Below are 19,791 nucleotides of genomic sequence, written 5' to 3' on the forward strand. Positions count from 1 at the left end.
GTGGGGCCGGCCGAAGGTGCTGTACGCCCGGAACCGGGGGCCGTCGGCGGCCCGCGGGTTCCCGGGTCACCGCAACGACTTCGACCGCGGCTGTGACGGGCGTCGGGGTGGTGCCACCCGCGCGGACGGCGGGCGGTCGCGCAGGAGGCGTTCCAGGGGGCGTTCGACCCGGCGGTGGAGGGCGGCCGCGAGGAGGAGGGAGCCGGCCGCGAGGAGGAGCCAGGCGGCGGCGGTGGGGAGGCCGGGGGCGGGGTGGCCGTAGCGGTGGAGCCAGCAGCGGAAGCCGATCTCGTGGATCAGGTACCAGGCGAAGGACCACTCGCCGAGCCGGACGAGGACGGGGCGCCCCAGGAGGCCCCGGCCGTGCAGGTCGGCCTGGGCGGCGGCGGTGATCAGGGCGGCGAACAGCGGGGCGGAGAGGAGCTGGGAGGCGCTGTACGGGCCGTACCAGAGGGTGTCGGGGACGGCGCGGTGCCACGGGACCAGGGCCAGGTGGAAGGCGGCGACGGCGAGGGCGGTCGGGAGCAGCGGCAGGGCGGGCAGCCGAGCGCGCCGGAGGGCCAGGCCGAGGGCGACGCCGAGCAGGAACTGCGGGGTGCGGGTCAGCGGCAGGTAGTCGAGGAGCCAGCTGCGCAGGCCGGGGTCGGCGACGGCGGAGCCCGCCAGCCAGAGCAGCGGGCCGGAGGCGCAGCACAGGGCGGCCGTGCGCAGCCCGGGGCGGCAGCGCAGCAGGAGCGGGAACAGCAGGTAGAACCAGGCTTCGTCGCCGAGCGACCAGCCCGCCGGGTTGCCGCCCATCACGGTGCCGCGCCCCCACGGGTGCAGCAGCGGCAGCGACCACAGGGCGGCCGTGACCGGCACGGCCGCGCCGATCGCCGCGTACACCGCCAGCGAGGCCCCGGTGGTCAGGGCGTGCAGCGGCCAGATCCGGGCGAGGCGGCGGCGCTGGAAGCGCAGCGCCGGGACGGGGGAGCCGGCGTACGTCCAGGCCAGGACGAAACCGGACAGCACGAAGAAGAACGTCACGCCCGAGCGCCCGTACCAGGCCAGCGGGCTGAGCACCGGCAGCGGTCCGACCTGGCGGGAGAGGTGGTAGCAGACGACCAGCAGGGCGGCGAGGAAGCGCAGGCCGGTCAGGGAGGGCAGTCGGGAGGGGGTCACCCCGTGGTCAACGGCCCCGGACGGCGCAACGTCACGCCGTGGAGGGGCCGGGCGCGCGGGGTGACGGGGCGCGGGGCGGGTGGGAACGTACTCTTCGGGGCAAGGGGGGCGAGCGACGGGAGGCGGGCAGCGGTGGAGGAACGGGCCGGGAGTCGGACCAGTCGGTTGGAGACGCGTCTGGTGCGGCGGGGGTTCTCCGATCCCGATCAGGCGGTGCGGTTGTTGGACGAGCCCGCGCTGCACGGGCTCGCGGCCGATCCGGTGCTGCTGGACGCGCTCGGGGCGGCCGCCGATCCGGACCAGGCGCTGTTCGGGCTGGCCCGGTTGCTGGAGGCGCTCGATCCGCACGAGCGGCACACCCTGCGTGACACGCTGACGACGTCCAAGCCGCTGCGGGACCGGTTGCTCGGGGTGCTCGGCGCGTCCGGGGCGCTCGCCGACCACCTGGCCCGGCACCCCCGGGACTGGCACGCGCTGGTCGCGTTCGAGGTGCGCGACATCCACCCCGGCCGCGGCGAGTTCCTCGGCGAACTCGCCCGCCGGGTCCGCTCGGAGCCGGACGCCGACCGGGCCGACGCGCTGCGGGTCGCCTACCGGCGCTGCCTGCTCGCCATCGCCGCCCGCGACCTGTCCGGCACCACCGACCTGCCGCAGGCCGCCGCCGAGCTCGCCGACCTGGCCGGCGCCACCCTGCAGACCGCCCTCGACCTCGCCGCCGAACAGGACCCGGAGGCCGCCGCGGCCTGCCGGCTCGCGGTCGTCGGGATGGGCAAGTGCGGCGGCCGGGAGCTCAACTACGTCTCGGACGTCGACGTGATCTTCGTCGCCGAGGCCCGGGAGGGCGCCGAGGAGCACCGGGCCGTGCAGGCCGCCACCCGGCTCGCCGCGCACGCCATGCGGCTGTGCTCGGACACCACCGGCGAGGGCACCATCTGGCCGGTCGACGCCAACCTCCGCCCGGAGGGCCGCAACGGCCCGCTGGTGCGCACCCTGGCCAGCCACCTCGCCTACTACCGGCGCTGGGCCAAGACCTGGGAGTTCCAGGCCCTGCTGAAGGCCCGCCCGATCGCCGGCGACGCCGAGCTCGGCCGCGCCTACGCCGAGGCGATCGCCCCGCTGGTGTGGGAGGCCGCCGCCCGGGAGAACTTCGTCGCCGACGTGCAGCAGATGCGCCGCCGGGTGGTCGACGCGATCCCGGCCGGCGAGGTCGACCGGCAGCTGAAGCTCGGCCCCGGCGGCCTGCGCGACGTCGAGTTCGCCGTCCAGCTGCTGCAGCTCGTGCACGGCCGCACCGACGAGTCGCTGCGCAGCGGCAACACCCTGGAGGCGCTGGCCGCGCTCAGCGCCGGGGGCTACGTCGGCCGGGCCGACGCCGCCTCGCTGGACGCCGCCTACCGCTTCCTGCGCACCCTCGAACACCGCATCCAGCTGCAGCGGCTGCGTCGCACCCACCTGATGCCCACCGACCCGGCCGACCTGCGCCGGCTCGCCCGCAGCATGTCCGCGCTGATCAGCGGCGACACCAAGGACGACCCGGTCGCGGCCCTGCAGCGGGAGTGGAAGCGGCACGCCGTCGAGGTGCGCCGGCTGCACGAGCGGCTGTTCTACCGGCCGCTGCTGGACTCGGTCGCCGAACTCCCGGTCGCCGAGCTGCGGGTGACCGGGGCCGGGGCCGCCGGGCTCTCCGCCGGGGCCGCCAAGCAGCGGCTGGCCGCGCTCGGCTTCGCCGACCCGGCCGCCGCGCTGCGGCACATCTCGGCGCTGGCCTCCGGGGTCAGCCGGAAGGCCGCCATCCAGCGCACCCTGCTGCCGGTGCTGCTCGGCCGGTTCGCCGACTCCGCCGACCCCGACGCCGGGCTGCTGAACTTCCGCCAGGTCTCCGACGCGCTCGGCCGCACCCCCTGGTACCTGCGGCTGCTGCGGGACGAGGGCGCGGCCGCCGAGCAGCTCGCCCGGGTGCTCTCGGCCGGCCGGCTCGCCCCCGACCTGCTGCTGCGCGCCCCCGAGGCGGTCGCCATGCTCGGTGACCCGAACGGGCTGGTCCCGCGCGGCCGGGCCGCCCTGGAGGCGGAGGTGCTGGCCGCCGTCGGCCGGGCCGGCAGCTCCGCCGCGGGCATCGCCGCGGTCCGGTCCGTCCGCCGCCGGGAGCTGTTCCGGACCGCCGCCGCCGACGTGCTCGGCCGGCTCGGCGACGACCCCGCCGAGGCGCTGGACGCCGCGGGCGAGGCGCTGACCGCGATCACCGCCGCCGCCCTGCAGGGCGCGCTGCGGGCCGCCGTCAACGGTTGGGAGGCCCGCAACGGTGAGCTGCCCACCCGGATCGCGGTCGTCGGGATGGGCCGGTTCGGCGGCCGCGAACTCGGCTACGGCTCGGACGCGGACGTGCTGTTCGTCCACGAGCCGCTGCTCGGCGTGCTGGACGAGGAGGCCGCGAAGGCCGCCCGGGAGGTGATCCACGAGCTGCGCACCCAGCTGGCCGCGCCCTCGGTGGAACCCCCGCTGGAGGTCGACGCCGACCTCCGGCCGGAGGGCCGCAACGGCCCGCTGGTGCGCACCCTGGCCTCGTACGCCGCCTACTACGCGCGCTGGTCGCACGCCTGGGAGAGCCAGGCGCTGCTGCGGGCCGAGCCGATGGCCGGGGACGCCGGGCTGGGGGAGCGGTTCCGGCAGCTGGTCGATCCGCTGCGGTACCCCGGGGAGGGCGTCCCGGAGCGGGACCTGCTGGAGATCCGCCGGATCAAGGCCCGGATCGAGGCCGAGCGGCTGCCGCGCGGCGCCGACCCCACCACCCACACCAAGATCGGCCGCGGCGGGCTGGCGGACGTCGAGTGGACGGTGCAGCTGATCCAGCTGCGGCACGGCCACCGGGTGCCGGGGCTGCGCACCACCCGGACCAGGGCCGCGCTGGCGGCCGCCGCGGCGGCCGGGCTGGTCGACCGGGAGGACGCCGAGGTGCTGGACGCGGCCTGGGTACTGGCCTCCCGGGTCCGGGCCGCGGTCATGCTGGTCCGCGGCCGGGCCGGCGACTCCTTCCCCGGCGACGCCCGGGAGCTCGCGGGCGTGGCGCGCTACCTCGGCTACGGGGTGGGGCACTCGGGCGAGCTGGTCGACGAGTACCGGCGCACCACCCGCCGGGCCCGGGCGGTGGTGGAGCGGCTGTTCTACGGCGGCGAGTAGGCCGCGGGCGCGGAACCGGGGGCGGGGACCTGCACGGCCGGGCGAGCACGCACCGCAGGACCGCCGCGCAGGACGGAGGCCGCACCGTCCCGCGAGCTTCCGGGCGGGCCCCTCCGCTCCGCGCGGTTCGTCGCGCCCGCGCGCTACGCGCTGACCTTGGTGTCCCACTGGACGGGGACGGTGAGCTCCCGCTCGGCCGGGCCGCCGGGTTGGCGGGGGAGGCGGTACGTCCAGGTGTGGTAGATCAGGCGGGCGGCGAGGAAGCCGACGGCCAGGCAGATCTCGCCGCCGACGGCGTCCAGCCAGAAGTGGTTGGCGGTGGAGATGATCACGCTGAGGGTGACCAGGGGGTAGGCCAGGCCGAGGGCGCGGACCCAGGGGCGGCGGGCCAGGAAGAAGATCGTCAGGCCGCACCACATCGACCAGCCGATGTGCATGGACGGCATGGCGGCGAACTGGTTGGAGACCTGCGCGCCGGCGCCGGAGGCCATCGAGCCCCAGGTGTGGTGGACCGAGACGGTGTCGATGAAGCCGCCGTCGTGCATCAGGCGGGGCGGGGCCAGCGGGAAGCAGTAGAAGCCGACCAGGGCGATGCCGGTGGTGACGAAGAGCACGGTGCGGGCGGCGGCGTACCGGCCGGGGTGGGAGCGGTAGAGCCAGACCAGGACGCCGATGGTGACGATGAAGTGCAGCGTCGCGTAGTAGTAGTTCATCCCGACGATCAGCCAGGTGACCGAGTTGACGCCGTGGTTGATCGAGCGCTCGACGGCGATGCCGAGGGCGTGCTCGAAGTCCCAGACCCAGCTCGCGTGCTTCTGGGCGATCGCGGCCTGCTCGGGGACGGCGTTGCGCACCAGCGAGTACAGCCAGTAGCTGAGGCCGATCAGGGCGAGCTCGAAGACCAGGCGCGGGCGGCGCGGTGTGCGCCGCTGCTCGCGGACGCGGCCGCGGAGCGCGGCGCTCCGGGAGCGGGCGGCGCGGGTGGCTCCGCCGGGCGTACGGGCGGTGTGGTCCGTGCCCGGGTCGGAACCGTCGCGGGCGGTCCGGTCGGCGCGGTCGGCGCCGGCGGTCTGGATCTCGGTCGGTTCCCCCATGGACGAAGAGTCTGCCAGACCGGATGTGGTCGCCTGCTCATCCTGTGGTCGGGGATTCTTCACCGGCCGTCCCCCTACGGGGGTAGGGGCAGGGCGGTCGTCGGGGCGCATGCGCTCCATTGTGGCCCGCGGGTTACCAGGGGTCGAACCGGGGTCCGGTTCGTGCCCGCACGGTGCGCGGGCGAAGCATCGGGGGGCGGGCGGGCGAACGAACGGGGCGTTTCGGGCGGCCAGGTCACGACTCGGTACGACTCGCGCCCGAAACGGCTTGCGCATCTTGCTGAAACATCTTGCAGGGCGCTAGGTTCCACGCCACCCACCCCTGCCCGAGCGCCCCTAGGGAGAGCCCAGCCGTGGCCGACGCCCAGTCCCGAACCCCGCGCCGCACCACCCCCTACCGCCGCCCCGGACGCGCCTCCGTCCTGGTGGCCGCCTCGCTGATCGCCGCCGCCCTGGGCGCCGTCCCGCTGGCGGCGGCCGCGCCCGCGACCCCGCCCGCCCCGCCCTCCGACAAGGCGCTGGCGGCCACCGCGGCCCGGCACGACCTGACCAGGGAGCAGTTCTACTTCGTGCTGCCGGACCGCTTCGCCAACGGCGACACCGGCAACGACACCGGCGGCATCACCGGCGGGCGGCTGGACAACGGCCTCGACCCGGCCGACAAGGGCTTCTACCACGGCGGCGACCTGCAGGGCCTGATCGACAAGCTGGACTACGTCCAGGACCTCGGCACCACCGCGATCTGGATGGCGCCGATCTTCAAGAACCGGCCGGTGCAGGGCGCGGGTGCGGACGCCTCGGCCGGCTACCACGGCTACTGGATCACCGACTTCACCCAGGTCGACCCGCACTTCGGCACCAACGCGCAGCTCAAGGAGCTGATCGACAAGGCGCACAAGCGCGGCATCAAGGTCTTCTTCGACGTCATCACCAACCACACCGCGGACATCGTCGACTACGCGGAGAAGACGTACGACTACCGCTCCGAGGGCGCCTACCCGACCCTGGACGCGGACGGCAACCCGGTGGACGAGACCGCGGTCGCCGACGCCCGGGCGCAGTGGCCGAGCATCGGCAAGGACTCCTTCCCCTACACCCCGGTGTTCCGCGACCCGGCGGGCGCGACGGCCAAGACGCCGTCCTGGCTCAACGACCCGTCGCTGTACCACAACCGGGGCAACTCGACCTTCGTCGGCGAGTCCGCGACCGAGGGCGACTTCTCCGGCCTGGACGACCTGGACACCCAGAACCCCAAGGTCGTCGCGGGGATGGAGAAGATCTACCAGAAGTGGGTGGCCGACACCGGCGTCGACGGCTTCCGGATCGACACCGTGAAGCACGTCAACCTGGCGTTCTGGGAGCAGTGGGCGCCCGCGCTCAAGCAGTTCGCGGCGCAGCAGGGGAACAAGAAGTTCTTCATGTTCGGCGAGGTGTACTCGGGCGACCCGGCGATCACCTCCCCGTACGTCACCAAGGGCAAGCTGCAGGCCACCCTGGACTTCGCGTTCCAGGAGGCGGCCCGGAAGTACGTGTCGCAGAACGGCTCGGCGAAGGCGCTGTCCGAGCTGTACGCGCAGGACTACCGGTACACCACGGCCGACACCGACGCGTACGAGCTGCCGACCTTCCTCGGCAACCACGACATGGGCCGGTTCGGGTCGTTCCTGCAGAGCGACAACCCGGGCGCGTCGAACGAGGCGCTGCTGCGGAAGGACCGACTGGCCAACGAGCTGCAGTTCCTGACGCGCGGTCAGCCGGTGGTGTACTACGGCGACGAGCAGGGCTTCACCGGCGCGGGCGGTGACAAGGACGCCCGGCAGGACATGTTCGCCTCGAAGACCCCGTCGTACAACACCGACGCGGTGATCGGCGGCACGGCCGGGTCGAAGGACCGGTACGGCACCGACGGCGCCCTGTACCAGGGGATCGCGGGCCTGGCGAAGCTGCGCAAGGACCACCCGGCGCTGGCCGACGGCGCGCAGGTGGAGCGGTACGCGGCGGACGGGCCGGGCGTGTACGCGTTCTCCCGGATCGACGCCAAGGAGCAGGTCGAGTACCTGGCGGCGGTGAACAACGCCGCCGAGCCGAAGACCGTCGCGCTGGACACCTTCTCCGCGGGCATGGACTTCACCGGCCTGTACGGGATCGGCGGGAAGCTCACCAGCGGCGCGGACGGCAAGGTGACCGTCACCGTCCCGGCGATGTCCTCGGTGGTGCTGAAGGCGGCGCACAAGCTGGCCAAGCCCGCTGACGGCCCGTCGATCACCGTCAGCGCGCCGGCCGACGGCTCGTACGGCACGGTGGCGCTGGGCGCGAACGTGCCCGGCGGCGGCTTCCACCGGGTGACCTTCGCCGCGCAGGTCGGCAACGGGCCGTGGCAGACCCTGGGCACCGCCGACAACGGCGTGGACAAGGTGACCCAGGACCTCGGCGGGGCCGCGCCCGGCACGGTGGTGCGGTTCAAGGCCGTGGTCGAGGACTCGGCGGGCCGACTGGCCTCCGCCACCGGGCAGTTCACCACCGGGCAGCAGCCCGCCACCCCCGCGCCGAGCGCGGTGTCGCGGCCCTACGCGGTGGTGCACTACCAGCGCAAGGACAACGACTACGACGGCTGGAACCTGTACACCTGGGGCGACATCGCCGACGGCGAGGCGACCACCTGGCCGGACGGGCACGGCTTCGTCGGGCGGGACGCCTACGGCGCGTTCGCGTACGTGAAGTTGAAGGGCGGCGCGTCCGACGTCGGGTTCGTGGTGGAGAAGAACGGCGCCAAGGACGTCGACCAGGACCGGCACATCGACATCTCCGCCACCGGCGAGGTGTGGATCAAGGAGGGCGACGCCGCCGTCCGGACCGCGAACCCGGACGGGGCGCAGCCGGTGCCGGCCGGGAAGGCGGTCATCCACTACCGGCGGGCCGACGGGAACTACACCGGCTGGGGCCTGCACGACTGGACGGGCGCGGCGACGCCCACCGACTGGGGCAACCCGCTGATGCCGGCCCGGCAGGACGCGTTCGGCGCGGTCTTCGAGGTGCCGCTGGCCGCGGGCGCGACCAGCCTCAGCTACATCATCCACAACGGCGGCGACAAGGACCTGCCGCAGGACCAGTCGCTGGACTTCGCCACCTCCGGCCGGGAGATCTGGATCGTCGGCGGCCAGGAGGGCCACCTGCTGCCGCAGGCCGGCGGCACCTCCTCGCAGCTCGACCTGGGCTCGGCCAAGGCCCAGTGGATCGACGCGAAGACCGTCGTGGTTCCGGCCAACTACGGTGCCGGGGAAGCCCAGTTGAAGGGCGGCACCAGCGCCCAGCTGATCTACGACCCCGCGGGCGGGCTGACCGTCGACAAGGGCGTGCTGTCCAAGCCCGGCCACTGGCTCCGGCTGAACCCGGCCGCCGGGCTGACCGACGCGCAGAAGGCGAAGTTCCCGCACCTGGCCGGGTACCGGGCGTTCACCGTCGACCCGCGCGACGCCGGCCGGACCACCGCCGCGCTCCGCAGCCAGCTGGTCTTCACCGAGCACCTGCCCAACGGCGCCGCGCTGGCCGCCACCGGCGTGCAGATCCCCGGCGTCCTGGACGACCTCTACGCGGCGAAGGCCGCCGCCGCCCAACTCGGCCCGGTGTACTCGGTGCAGAAGGGCCACGGCTGGTTCGACCGCGACCGGCGCAAGGTGACGCTCTCGCTCTGGGCGCCGACCGCGACCGAGGTGTCGGTGCAACTGTTCGACAAGGCCACCGGCGGCAGCCCGCGGACCGTCCCGCTGAAGCGTGACGAGGCGTCCGGGGTCTGGTCGCTGACGAAGGACGCCGAGGAACTGGACGGCAAGTACTACCTGTACCAGGTGAAGGTCTGGGCGCCCAGCGTCGGGCAGAACGTGGTGAACACCGTCACCGACCCGTACTCGACCGCGCTGTCGACCGACTCGAAGCGCAGCCTGGTGGCGGACCTGTCCGCCGACGCGACCAAGCCCAAGGGCTGGGACCGGCACCGCAGCCCGGAGGCGATCCCGGCGGTGAAGCAGCAGATCCAGGAACTGCACGTGCGGGACTTCTCGGCGTCCGACGCCACCGTCCCCGCCGACGAGCGCGGCACCTACCTGGCGTTCACGCAGTCGAAGTCCGCGGGCATGCAGCACCTGAAGGAGCTGGCCAAGGCCGGGGTGACGACCGTCCACCTGCTGCCGACCTTCGACATCGCCACCATCCGGGAGAACCGGGCCGACCAGAAGCTCCCCGCCTGCGACCTGGCCGCGCTGCCCGCGGACTCGGACAAGCAGCAGGAGTGCGTGGCCGCGGTGCAGGCCGACGACGCCTACAACTGGGGCTACGACCCGCTGCACTACAACGTCCCCGAGGGCTCCTACGCCACCGACCCGAACGGCACGGCGCGGACCGTGCAGTTCCGCGAGATGGTGCAGGCCATGCACGAGGCGGGCCTGCGGGTGGTGCTCGACGTGGTCTACAACCACACCGCGGCCGCCGGGCAGGACGACAGGTCGGTGCTGGACAAGGTGGTCCCGGGCTACTACCAGCGGCTGAGCGACAGCGGGAAGGTCACCACCGACTCCTGCTGCGCCGACACCGCGCCCGAGCACGCCATGATGAACAAGCTGGTCGTCGACTCGGTGGTCGGCTGGGCCAAGCAGTACCGGGTGGACGGCTTCCGGTTCGACCTGATGGGCCTGGACCCGAAGTCGACCATGCTGGACGTGCAGTCCGCGCTGCGCGCGCTGACCCCGGAGAAGGACGGCGTCAGCGGCAAGGACGTCTTCCTGTACGGCGAGGGCTGGAACTTCGGCACCGTCGCCAACGACGCCCGGTTCGTCCAGGCCACCCAGGCCAACATGGCCGGAACCGGCATCGCCACCTTCAACGACCGGATCAGGGACGCCGGGCGGGGCGGCAACTTCATGCTCTCCTCGGCCCCGCAGCAGGGTTTCGCCTCCGGCCTGTTCACCGACCCGAACGGCTCGGCGGACAACGGCACCCCGGCCGAGCAGAAGGCCCGGCTGCTGCACCAGATGGACCAGATCAAGGTCGGCCTGACCGGCAACCTGGCCGGCTACCGGTTCACCGACGCCACCGGCAAGGCCGTCACCGGCGCCGGCGTCGACTACAACGGCGCGCCGACCGGCTACGCCGCCAACCCCGGCGAGGCCGTCGAGTACCTGGACGCGCACGACAACGCCGACCTGTACGACGCGCTGGCCTACAAGCTGCCGCAGGGCACCTCGCCCGCCGACCGGGCCCGGATGCAGGCGCTCGGCCTGTCGCTGACCGCGCTGGGCCAGGGCCCGGGCTTCGCCCAGGCCGGCAGCGACCTGCTGCGCTCCAAGTCGCTGGACGCCAACTCCTTCGACTCCGGCGACTGGTTCAACGCGATCGGCTGGGACTGCAAGCAGGGCAACGGCTGGGGCCGCGGCCTGCCGATGGCCGCCGACAACAAGGCGATGTGGGACCGGGCCAAGCAACTGCTGGCCGACCCGAAGCTGCGGATGGGCTGCAACGAGACCGGCAGCTCGACCGCGATCTACCAGCAGTTCCTGAGGATCCGTCAGTCCTCGCCGCTGTTCGCGCTGTCGAGCGCGGCGGAGGTGCAGCGCCGGCTGTCCTTCCCGCTGTCCGGCAGCGCGGGGGAGAACCCGGGCGTGATCACCATGCACCTGGACGGCACCGGCCTCAAGGGCGCCGAGAAGGGCCTGACGGTGGTCTTCAACGCCACGCCGACCGCGCAGACCCAGACCGTGGCGGGGCTCCGCGGCACCCGCCAGGAGCTGCACCGGGTGCAGGCGAAGGGCGCCGACCCGGTGGTGAAGCAGGCGGCCTTCGACCCGGCCACGGGCACCTTCACGGTGCCGGGCCGGACGGTGGCGGTGTACGTCCAGAACTGATGGTTTCCCCGCGGTAACAGGGGCCTCACCTCCGGGTGGGGCCCCTTGCCGTGTTGGCCGAAAATCGCCCCTCGCGGCCGGACAGTGGTGGAGACCTCCTCGACGGCGTCCCACATGCCGGACCATGAGCGGCGGTTGAACACCTGTTGGCCAAGTCGTGGCGCGGTCGTTAATCGGTCATTCGGTGGCATGCATCTGTCATTCGTGCGGCCTTTGCTGCCAGGATTCCCCCGGTTGCGGACGGACAGGTAGCCCCAACACCCGCCGGTGGAGCCCTCCCCAGGCCACCGGCAGCCCGCAGCCCTGAACCGCGCACGTGCACCGCACCCCGCGCCGCGAACCGGCGGCAAGGGGCCCCCGCTGCGCCGCAACCGCGGCCAGATTCTCTCCACCGCTCGTGACCCCGCGACGGTCGGTAAAGGAGTCCCGCATGTCTCGCTACACGCATGCCCGCGTGAGCATGGCCGCCCTGGCCGCCACCACCGCCCTGCTGGTCACCGCGATCCCGGTGGCGGTGGCCCAGGCCGCCCCCGCCGCGCCCGCCGCCGGTGCCCAGGTCGCCGACCAGCAGGCTGCCGCCGGGCACGCCCAGCTGATCTCCGACGCGGGCACGCGTTCCGCGCAGTTCGCGCAGAACCTGGGCCTGGGCTCCGCCGAGAAGCTGGTCGTGAAGGACGCGTTCAAGGACGCCGACGGCACCCAGCACTTCCGGTACGAGCGCACCTACAACGGACTCCCCGTCCTCGGTGGCGACCTGGTCGTCCACCAGGCCGCCAACGGCACCACCAAGGGCGTCGACCGGGCCTCCACGGCCTCGCTGACCGGCCTGTCCACCACCCCGAAGCTGGCCGCCGCCAAGGGCCAGTCGAGCGCGCTCGCCGCCGAGGCCGGCTCCGCCCTGGAGACCGCGCCCCGCCTGGTGGTCTGGGCCGCCGACAACAGCCCCCGGCTGGCCTGGGAGACCGTCGTCTCCAGCACCAAGGAGGACGGCACCCCGAGCAAGCTGCACGTGATCACCGACGCCACCACCGGCGACGTGATCCAGAAGGTCGAGGGCGTGCAGACCGGCACCGGCAACGGCGTCTTCGTCGGCAACGTCACCATCGGCACCTCGCTGTCCGGGTCGACGTACCAGATGAAGGACCCGACCCGCGGCAACATGTACACCACCAACCTGAACAACGGCACCAGCGGCAACGGCACCCTGTTCACCAAGTCGACCGACAGCTGGGGCGACGGCACCGTCTCCAACAAGGAGTCCGCGGCCGTCGACGCCCACTACGGCGTCTCGATGACCTGGGACTACTACAAGAACACCTTCGGCCGCAACGGCATCCGCAACGACGGCAACGGCGCGTACAGCCGGGTCCACTACGGCAGCAACTACGTCAACGCCTTCTGGGACGACACCTGCTTCTGCATGACCTACGGCGACGGCGCCTCCAACACCCACCCGCTGACCGAACTGGACGTCGCGGGCCACGAGATGACGCACGGCGTCACCTCCAACACCGCCGGCCTGAACTACTCGGGCGAGTCCGGCGGCCTGAACGAGTCCACCTCGGACGTGTTCGGCACCATGGTCGAGTTCTACGCGAACCTGCCCAAGGACAACCCGGACTACCTGATCGGCGAGCTGATCAACATCAACGGCGACGGCACGCCGCTGCGCTACATGGACAAGCCCTCCAAGGACGGCTCCTCGGCCGACTCCTGGTACAGCGGCGTCGGCAACCTGGACGTGCACTACTCGTCCGGCGTCGGCAACCACCTCTTCTACCTGCTGTCCGAGGGCAGCGGCGCCAAGGTGATCAACGGCGTCAGCTACAACTCGCCGACCGCCAACAGCATCACCGTCACCGGCATCGGCCGGGACAAGGCCGCCGCGATCTGGTACCGCGCGCTGACCACCTACTGGACCTCCACCACCAACTACGCCAGCGCCCGGGCCGGCATGCTCTCCGCCGCGACCGACCTGTACGGGGCCAACTCGGCCGAGTACAACGCCACCGCGACCGCCTGGGCGGCCGTCAACGTCGGCTCGCTGCCCAACACCGGCGGCCCGACCGTCACCAGCCCCGGCAACCAGTCGACCGCGCTGAACGGCACGGTCAACCTGCAGATCGCGGCCACCGGCGGCACCGCGCCGCTCAGCTACTCGGCCACCGGCCTGCCCACCGGCCTGTCGATCAACGCCTCCACCGGCAAGATCACCGGCACCGCCACCACGGCCGGCACCTACAACGTGACCGTCACCGCGAAGGACGCCGCCAACAAGACCGGCACCGCCTCCTTCACCTGGACCGTCACCTCCGGTGGCGGCGGCGGCTGCACCCCGACCAACCTGCTCGGCAACCCCGGCTTCGAGACCGGCTCCGCCAGCCCGTGGACCGCCACCTCCGGCGTCGTCGACAGCTCCTCCTCCCAGGCCGCGCACTCCGGCACCTGGAAGGCGTGGATGGACGGCTACGGCTCCGCCCACACCGACAGCATCTCGCAGACCGTCACCATCCCGGCCGGCTGCAAGGCGACCCTGAGCTACTGGCTGCACATCGACACCGCCGAGACGGGCAGCACCGCGTACGACAAGCTGACCGTGACCGTCAACGGCACCTCGGTCGCCACGTACTCGAACGTCAACGCCGCCACCGGCTACGCCCAGAAGACCGTCGACCTGTCGGCCTACGCGGGCCAGACCGTCACGGTGAAGTTCAACGCGGTCGAGGACTCCTCGCTGCAGACCTCCTTCGTGATCGACGACACCGCGGTCCAGACCAGCTGACCCACCCTCAGGGCCCGGGCCCGGCAGCCGATCCGGCTGCCGGGCCCCGGCACGTCCGGGGCCGGGCCGCGGGCGGCCGGAGCCGGGCGCGGGTGTCCGGACGGTGAGATCCCGGAAACGCGCGGGCAACACGAAACACCCCGGAAACACCGGCGTCGGCGGAGCGAAATCCGGCCCGGCGACACTCCCCGCATGCTCCTCGCTGACTCCCCACCCACCCCGGACAGCGGCGACACCGCCTGGCTGCTGGCCTGCACCGCGCTCGTCCTGCTGATGACCCCGGGCCTCGCGCTGTTCTACGGCGGCATGGTGCGCACCAAGAGCGTGCTCAACATGATCATGATGAGCTTCGTCTCGATCGCCGTGGTCACCGTGGTCTGGCTGCTGGCCGGCTACAGCCTGGCGTTCGCCCCCGACGCCGGCTGGGGCCTGATCGGCTCGCTCGACCACCTCGGGATGGCCGGCATCACCCCGCACAGCCTCACCGGGCACGTCCCCACCCTGCTGTTCGCCACCTTCCAGCTGACCTTCGCGATCATCACCGCCGCGCTGATCTCCGGCGCCATCGCGGACCGGGCCAGGTTCGGCTCCTGGGTGGCCTTCACCGCGGTCTGGACGCTGCTGGTCTACGTGCCGGTCGCGCACTGGGTGTTCGCCCCCGACGGCTGGATCCTCAAGCACCTCGGCGCGCTCGACTTCGCCGGCGGCACCGTCGTCGAGGTCAACTGCGGCGCCAGCGGCCTCGCCCTGGCCCTGCTGCTCGGCCCGCGGCTCGGCTTCCGGAAGGAGGCGATGCGCCCGCACAACCTGCCGCTGGTGCTGCTCGGCGCGGGCCTGCTCTGGTTCGGCTGGTTCGGCTTCAACGGCGGCTCCGCGCTGGGCGCCAACGGCCTGGCCGCCGCCGCGGTCCTCAACACCCAGGCGGCCGGCTGCGCGGGCCTGCTCGGCTGGCTGGTGGTGGAGAAGAAGCGCGACGGCCACGCCACCACGCTCGGCGCCGCCTCCGGCGCGGTCGCCGGACTGGTCGCCATCACCCCCTCCTGCGGCAGCGTCGACCTGCTCGGCGCGCTGGTGATCGGCCTGGCCGCGGGCGTGGTCTGCTGCTACGCCGTCAGCTGGAAGTTCCGCTTCGGCTACGACGACTCGCTGGACGTGGTGGGCGTGCACTTCGTGGCCGGCGTGATCGGCACCCTGCTGATCGGCGTGTTCGCCACCGCCGTGATGACCGGCGGCCCCGCCGGGCTGCTGCACGGCGGCGGACTCGCCCAGAGCGGCAAGCAGCTGGTCGCCGTGCTGGTGGTGGCCGGGTACGCCTTCGGCATGACCTACGGCATCGGCCGGGCGATCGACCGGGTGATGGGCTTCCGGGCCGCCCCCGAGCACGAGCGCACCGGACTGGACCTCGCCGTGCACGCCGAGACCGCGTACGATCACGGCGTCCTGGGCCTCGGCTCCGCCACCGCCCACGCCAGCGTGCACCCGCACGGTGCGCCCGCCTCCGACAGGACCCGCCCCGCATGAAGCTGATCACCGCCGTCGTCAAGCCGTTCAAGCTGGACGAGGTCAAGACCGCGCTGCAGGAACTCGGCGTGCACGGACTGACCGTCACCGAGGCCAGCGGCTACGGGCGGCAGCACGGGCACACCGAGGTCTACCGGGGCGCGGAGTACCGGATCGACCTGGTGCCGAAGGTGCGGATCGAGGTCGTGGTCGAGGACGAGGACGCCGAGCGGGTGATGGAGGCGATCGTGGCCGCCGCCCGCACCGGCAAGATCGGCGACGGCAAGGTCTGGGCCGTGCCGGTGGACACCATCGTCCGGGTGCGCACCGGGGAGCGCGGCCCCGACGCCGTCTGACCCCCCGTCAAGGCCGTCAAGGCCGCTGCGGCCCCCGCCCCTCCCCGGGGCGGGGGCCGTTGCCGTGCCCGGCTCCGGAACCCTTGACGGGTGCCCGGGCGGACCCTATGGTCATGCCACTGCAAGTTTCCAGCAAGTTTCAACGTCTTTGCAGGACTTTGCAGCAGCGACCCTCCCCCCGTCGCGCTGACGGCACCACCCCACGCCGTCGCGGCCCCCCACCCCGCCGCCCCCCGTTCCGCGCCCTGCGCCCGCGGTCCGGGCTTCCCCCAGGAGTGCCCCCTTGCCCGTCTCCGCCCCCGGACGGCGCCTCGCCGCCGCCAGCACCGCGCTCGCCGCGCTCGGACTCTCGATCGGCGCGGGCCTGACCCTCGCCCCGACGGCCACCGCCACCCCGCCCGGCGCCAAGGACGTCACCGCCACCCTCTTCGAGTGGAAGTTCGACTCGGTGGCCAGGGCCTGCACCGACACCCTCGGCCCCAAGGGCTACGGCTTCGTCGAGGTCTCCCCGCCCCAGGAGCACATCCAGGGCGCCCAGTGGTGGACCTCCTACCAGCCCGTCAGCTACAAGATCGCCGGCCGGCTCGGCGACCGCGCCTCGTTCCAGAGCATGGTCGCCACCTGCCACGCGGCCGGCGTCAAGGTGATCGCCGACTCGGTGATCAACCACATGACCGCGGGCAGCGGCACCGGCACCGGCGGCACCAACTACACCAAGTACAACTACCCCGGCTACTACCAGGACCAGGACTTCCACTCCTGCCGGAGCGCGATCAGCAACTACGCCGACCGCTCCAACGTGCAGAACTGCGAACTGGTCAACCTCGCGGACCTCAACACCGGCTCCGCGTACGTCCAGCAGACCATCGCCAACTACCTCAGCGACCTGCTCTCGCTCGGCGTCGACGGCTTCCGGATCGACGCCGCCAAGCACATCGACGCGGGCGAACTCGGCGCCATCAAGGCGAAGATGAGCAACCCCCACGCGTACTGGGTGCAGGAGGTGATCTACGGCGCGGGCGAGCCGATCCAGCCCTCCGAGTACACCGGCAACGGCGACGTGGACGAGTTCCGCTCCGGGACCTGGCTGAAGAGCGCCTTCAACGGCGGCAAGCTCGCCGACCTGCAGAGCTGGGGCAGCGGCCTGCTCGGCTCCGCCCAGGCCCGCACCTTCGTCGACAACTGGGACACCGAGCGCAACGGCTCCACCCTCAACTACAAGTACGGCTCGGCCTACACGCTGGCCAACGTCTTCATGCTGGCGAACCCGTACGGCTCGCCGAACGTCTACTCCGGCTACGCGTTCGGCTCCAACGACGACGGCCCGCCGAACGGCGGCACCGTCAACGCCTGCTACCAGGACGGCTGGAACTGCACCCACGCCTGGCGGCAGGTCGCCAACATGGTCGGCTTCCGCAACGCGGTCTCCGGCACCGGCCTGACCAACTGGTGGTCCAACGGCAACAACGCGATCGGCTTCGGCCGCGGCGGCAAGGGCTACGTGGCGATCAACCGGGAGTCCGGCGCGATCACCCAGACCTTCCAGACCTCGCTGCCGGCCGGCTCCTACTGCGACGTCCAGCACGGCGACCCGGTGAACGGCGGCTGCACCGGCCCGACCTACACCGTCGGCGCGGACGGGAAGTTCACCGCCACCGTCGCCTCCGGCGAGGCCGTGGCGCTCTACGTCGGCGCGGGCGGCGGCAGCACCGCCACCCCGACGCCCACCCCGACCCCGACGCCGACGCCGACCTCCCCGGCGGGCGGCAACAGCGCCACCGTCTTCTACTCGACCGACAAGAACTGGTCGGCCTACGACCTGCACTGGGCGCCCACCGGCGGCAGCTGGACCACCGCCCCCGGCGTGGCGATGGGCGCGGCCTGCACCGGCTGGGTGAAGAAGACCGTCGACCTCGGCACCGCGACCGGGCTCGCCGCCACCTTCAACAACGGCAGCGGCACCTGGGACAACAACAACAGCGCCAACTACGCCCTCGGCACCGGCAACGTGACCGTCAAGGACGGCGTGGTCGGCAGCGGCGACCCGTGCGCCACCGCCACCGCGAGCCCGAGCCCGACCCCGACCGCCACCGCGACCCCCGCCGCCGCCGGGGCCTCCTTCGCGGTCAACGCCACCACCGCGGTCGGCCAGAACATCTACGTGGTCGGCGACGCCGCCGCGCTCGGCGGCTGGGACACCTCGAAGGCGCTGCCGCTCTCCTCGGCCGCCTACCCCGTCTGGAAGCTGGACGTGGCGATCGGGGCCGGCACCGCGATCCAGTACAAGTACATCCGCAAGGACGCCGCCGGGGCCGTCACCTGGGAGAGCGGCGCCAACCGGACCGCGACCGTCCCGGCGAGCGGCAAGGTCGCGCTGAACGACACCTGGCGCAACTGACGCCCGGCAGCCCCACCGGCCCCGCCGCCGCGGCCGTCGGACCGGACCCGCCCCCATCGGGTCCGGCCCGGCGGCCGCTCCGGCGCGCGCGCCCGGCGGCCACCCCCGCCGGTCGGCCGGAGCGCCCCCGCCGACCGGCGGATACCGGGCCCCGCCGCAACCGGGGGAGACTCCCGCACGTCGTAAGATCCCGGATGGCCGGACGTTCGCACACCGCGCGACGGAGGGCCGATCCCGGGGCAGCCGGTGACCAGAGCGAGGCCGCCCCGGACCGCCACCGAACAGAGCCCGGGCCCGGCCGCCGGACCGGCTCCCGCCCGGAGAGACCGACCGTGCTGCCGCAGCCCCGATCCGCCGCCGCCCGCCGCCCGCTGGCGGCCGCCGCCCTGCTCGCCCTCGCCGTCCCGCTCGCCGCGTGCGGTGGTTCCGGCGGCAGCGCGAACGACGCCAGGGCGGCGATCTCCACCGGCCAGGGCGGCGGCTCCGCCCCGGCGAGCGGCAGCCCGTCGGCGCCGCCGTCCCCGTCCAAGCCGTCCAAGGTGCTGATGCCGACCGGCCCGGCCGCCCAGTTCGGCAAGGCCCGCGACACCGGCGCCGGGCCGATCCTGGTCACCACCGTGGCCGGTCCGAAGTCCGGGGTGAGCGGCAAGGTCTGGGTCTGGCTGCCGCCGCAGTACAACGACCCGAAGTACGCGAAGACCGGCTTCCCGGTGCTCACCCTGTACGCGGGCGGGCAGAGCGCCGGCTACAACACCTGGACCGACAACCAGCTGCCGATCCAGGAGGCGAACCAGCAGCTGGTGGCCGAGGGCAAGGCCCACCCGTTCATCATGATCATGCCGGTGCAGAACCTGGACTCCAACGAGGCCAAGGCGCTGGAGTGCGCCGACATCCCCGGCCAGCCGAAGATCGGCACCTGGATGTCCCAGGACATCCCGGACTTCGTCCGCGCCAACTTCCGCACCGTCAAGGGCCGCGACGGCTGGTCCGTGATGGGCGCCTCCACCGGCGCGTTCTGCAGCGCCAAGCTCGCCCTCCAGCACCCCGACGTGTTCCGGGCCGCGGTGCCGATCGACGGCTACTGGAACCCCGACTCGCCGCTCTGGAAGGGCCACGAGCAGGAGCGCCTGGCCAACAGCCCCGACCAGCTGGTCGGGGCCGGCACCGCCGACGTGAAGATGCTGGCCACCGCGGGCGGCGCCAACCCGTACGAGATCAAGCTGGTGAAGAACTGGGTGGCCAAGGCGAAGGCCCCCACCACCGTCGAGTACTACGAGCAGCCCGGCGGCAAGCACCTCACCTCGGACTTCAAGAAGATGATCCCGAACACCCTGGAGTGGCTCTCCGCCAACACCGCCGGGCCCGAGGCCGACTGATCACGGACGGTCGCCGGTGATCTTCGGAAAGTGGTCGTGATCAGGGCCGAAAC

General features: G+C 72.9%; 9 protein-coding genes. 7 read left to right on the forward strand and 2 right to left on the reverse strand.

Annotation, left to right across the window (positions count from 1 at the left end):
* Window positions 1-66: 66 nt before the first annotated feature.
* Window positions 67-1,161: an acyltransferase family protein gene (locus ACIQBJ_RS20865; RefSeq protein WP_400712300.1), complete on the reverse strand. Its 1,095-nt coding sequence runs from the start codon at window positions 1,159-1,161 to the stop codon at window positions 67-69.
* A gap of 132 nt (window positions 1,162-1,293) precedes the next feature.
* Here ACIQBJ_RS20865 and ACIQBJ_RS20870 point away from each other — a divergent pair, with 132 nt between their 5' ends.
* Window positions 1,294-4,338: a bifunctional [glutamine synthetase] adenylyltransferase/[glutamine synthetase]-adenylyl-L-tyrosine phosphorylase gene (locus tag ACIQBJ_RS20870; protein WP_400712303.1), complete on the forward strand. Its 3,045-nt coding sequence runs from the start codon at window positions 1,294-1,296 to the stop codon at window positions 4,336-4,338.
* Between the two features lie 143 nt (window positions 4,339-4,481).
* Here ACIQBJ_RS20870 and ACIQBJ_RS20875 read toward each other — a convergent pair whose 3' ends face one another.
* A complete protein-coding gene (locus ACIQBJ_RS20875; protein ID WP_400712306.1) occupies window positions 4,482-5,432 on the reverse strand; it encodes a phosphatase PAP2 family protein in 951 nt (316 codons plus the stop codon).
* Between the two features lie 353 nt (window positions 5,433-5,785).
* On the opposite strand from ACIQBJ_RS20875, the gene pulA reads away from it, so the two are divergent.
* The 6 genes from pulA to ACIQBJ_RS20905 all read left to right on the forward strand — a co-directional run bounded on the left by pulA (window position 5,786) and on the right by ACIQBJ_RS20905 (window position 19,738).
* Window positions 5,786-11,326 carry a pullulanase-type alpha-1,6-glucosidase gene (gene pulA / locus ACIQBJ_RS20880; protein ID WP_400712309.1) on the forward strand — a complete coding sequence of 1,847 codons (5,541 nt, stop codon included), beginning with the start codon at window positions 5,786-5,788 and terminating at the stop codon, window positions 11,324-11,326.
* A 430-nt stretch (window positions 11,327-11,756) separates the two neighbouring features.
* Window positions 11,757-14,108, forward strand: coding sequence for a M4 family metallopeptidase (locus ACIQBJ_RS20885; RefSeq protein ID WP_400712312.1), 2,352 nt, complete (start codon window positions 11,757-11,759; stop codon window positions 14,106-14,108).
* 192 nt (window positions 14,109-14,300) lie between these two features.
* Window positions 14,301-15,629, forward strand: coding sequence for an ammonium transporter (locus tag ACIQBJ_RS20890; RefSeq protein ID WP_400712315.1), 1,329 nt, complete (start codon window positions 14,301-14,303; stop codon window positions 15,627-15,629).
* Window positions 15,626-15,964: a P-II family nitrogen regulator gene (locus ACIQBJ_RS20895; RefSeq protein ID WP_400712318.1), complete on the forward strand. Its 339-nt coding sequence runs from the start codon at window positions 15,626-15,628 to the stop codon at window positions 15,962-15,964. Before ACIQBJ_RS20890 ends, ACIQBJ_RS20895 begins: the two co-directional genes overlap by 4 nt.
* A 283-nt stretch (window positions 15,965-16,247) precedes the next feature.
* Window positions 16,248-18,362 (forward strand): carbohydrate binding domain-containing protein, encoded by a 2,115-nt coding sequence (locus ACIQBJ_RS20900; protein ID WP_400712321.1) that lies wholly within the window; start codon window positions 16,248-16,250, stop codon window positions 18,360-18,362.
* A 332-nt stretch (window positions 18,363-18,694) separates the two neighbouring features.
* On the forward strand, window positions 18,695-19,738 hold the full coding sequence (locus ACIQBJ_RS20905; RefSeq protein WP_400712324.1) for an alpha/beta hydrolase: 1,044 nt from the start codon (window positions 18,695-18,697) through the stop codon (window positions 19,736-19,738).
* Window positions 19,739-19,791 lie beyond the last annotated feature (53 nt).

The organism is Kitasatospora sp. NPDC088391 (assembly GCF_044753345.1).
GTDB lineage: Bacteria > Actinomycetota > Actinomycetes > Streptomycetales > Streptomycetaceae > Kitasatospora.

Coding starts and splice junctions, on each gene's coding strand:
- ACIQBJ_RS20875 (WP_400712306.1), bottom strand. CDS start 5,432: ATGGGGGAACCGACCGAGATCCAGACCGCCGGCGCCGACCGCGCCGAC.
- ACIQBJ_RS20885 (WP_400712312.1), top strand. CDS start 11,757: ATGTCTCGCTACACGCATGCCCGCGTGAGCATGGCCGCCCTGGCCGCC.
- ACIQBJ_RS20890 (WP_400712315.1), top strand. CDS start 14,301: ATGCTCCTCGCTGACTCCCCACCCACCCCGGACAGCGGCGACACCGCC.
- ACIQBJ_RS20895 (WP_400712318.1), top strand. CDS start 15,626: ATGAAGCTGATCACCGCCGTCGTCAAGCCGTTCAAGCTGGACGAGGTC.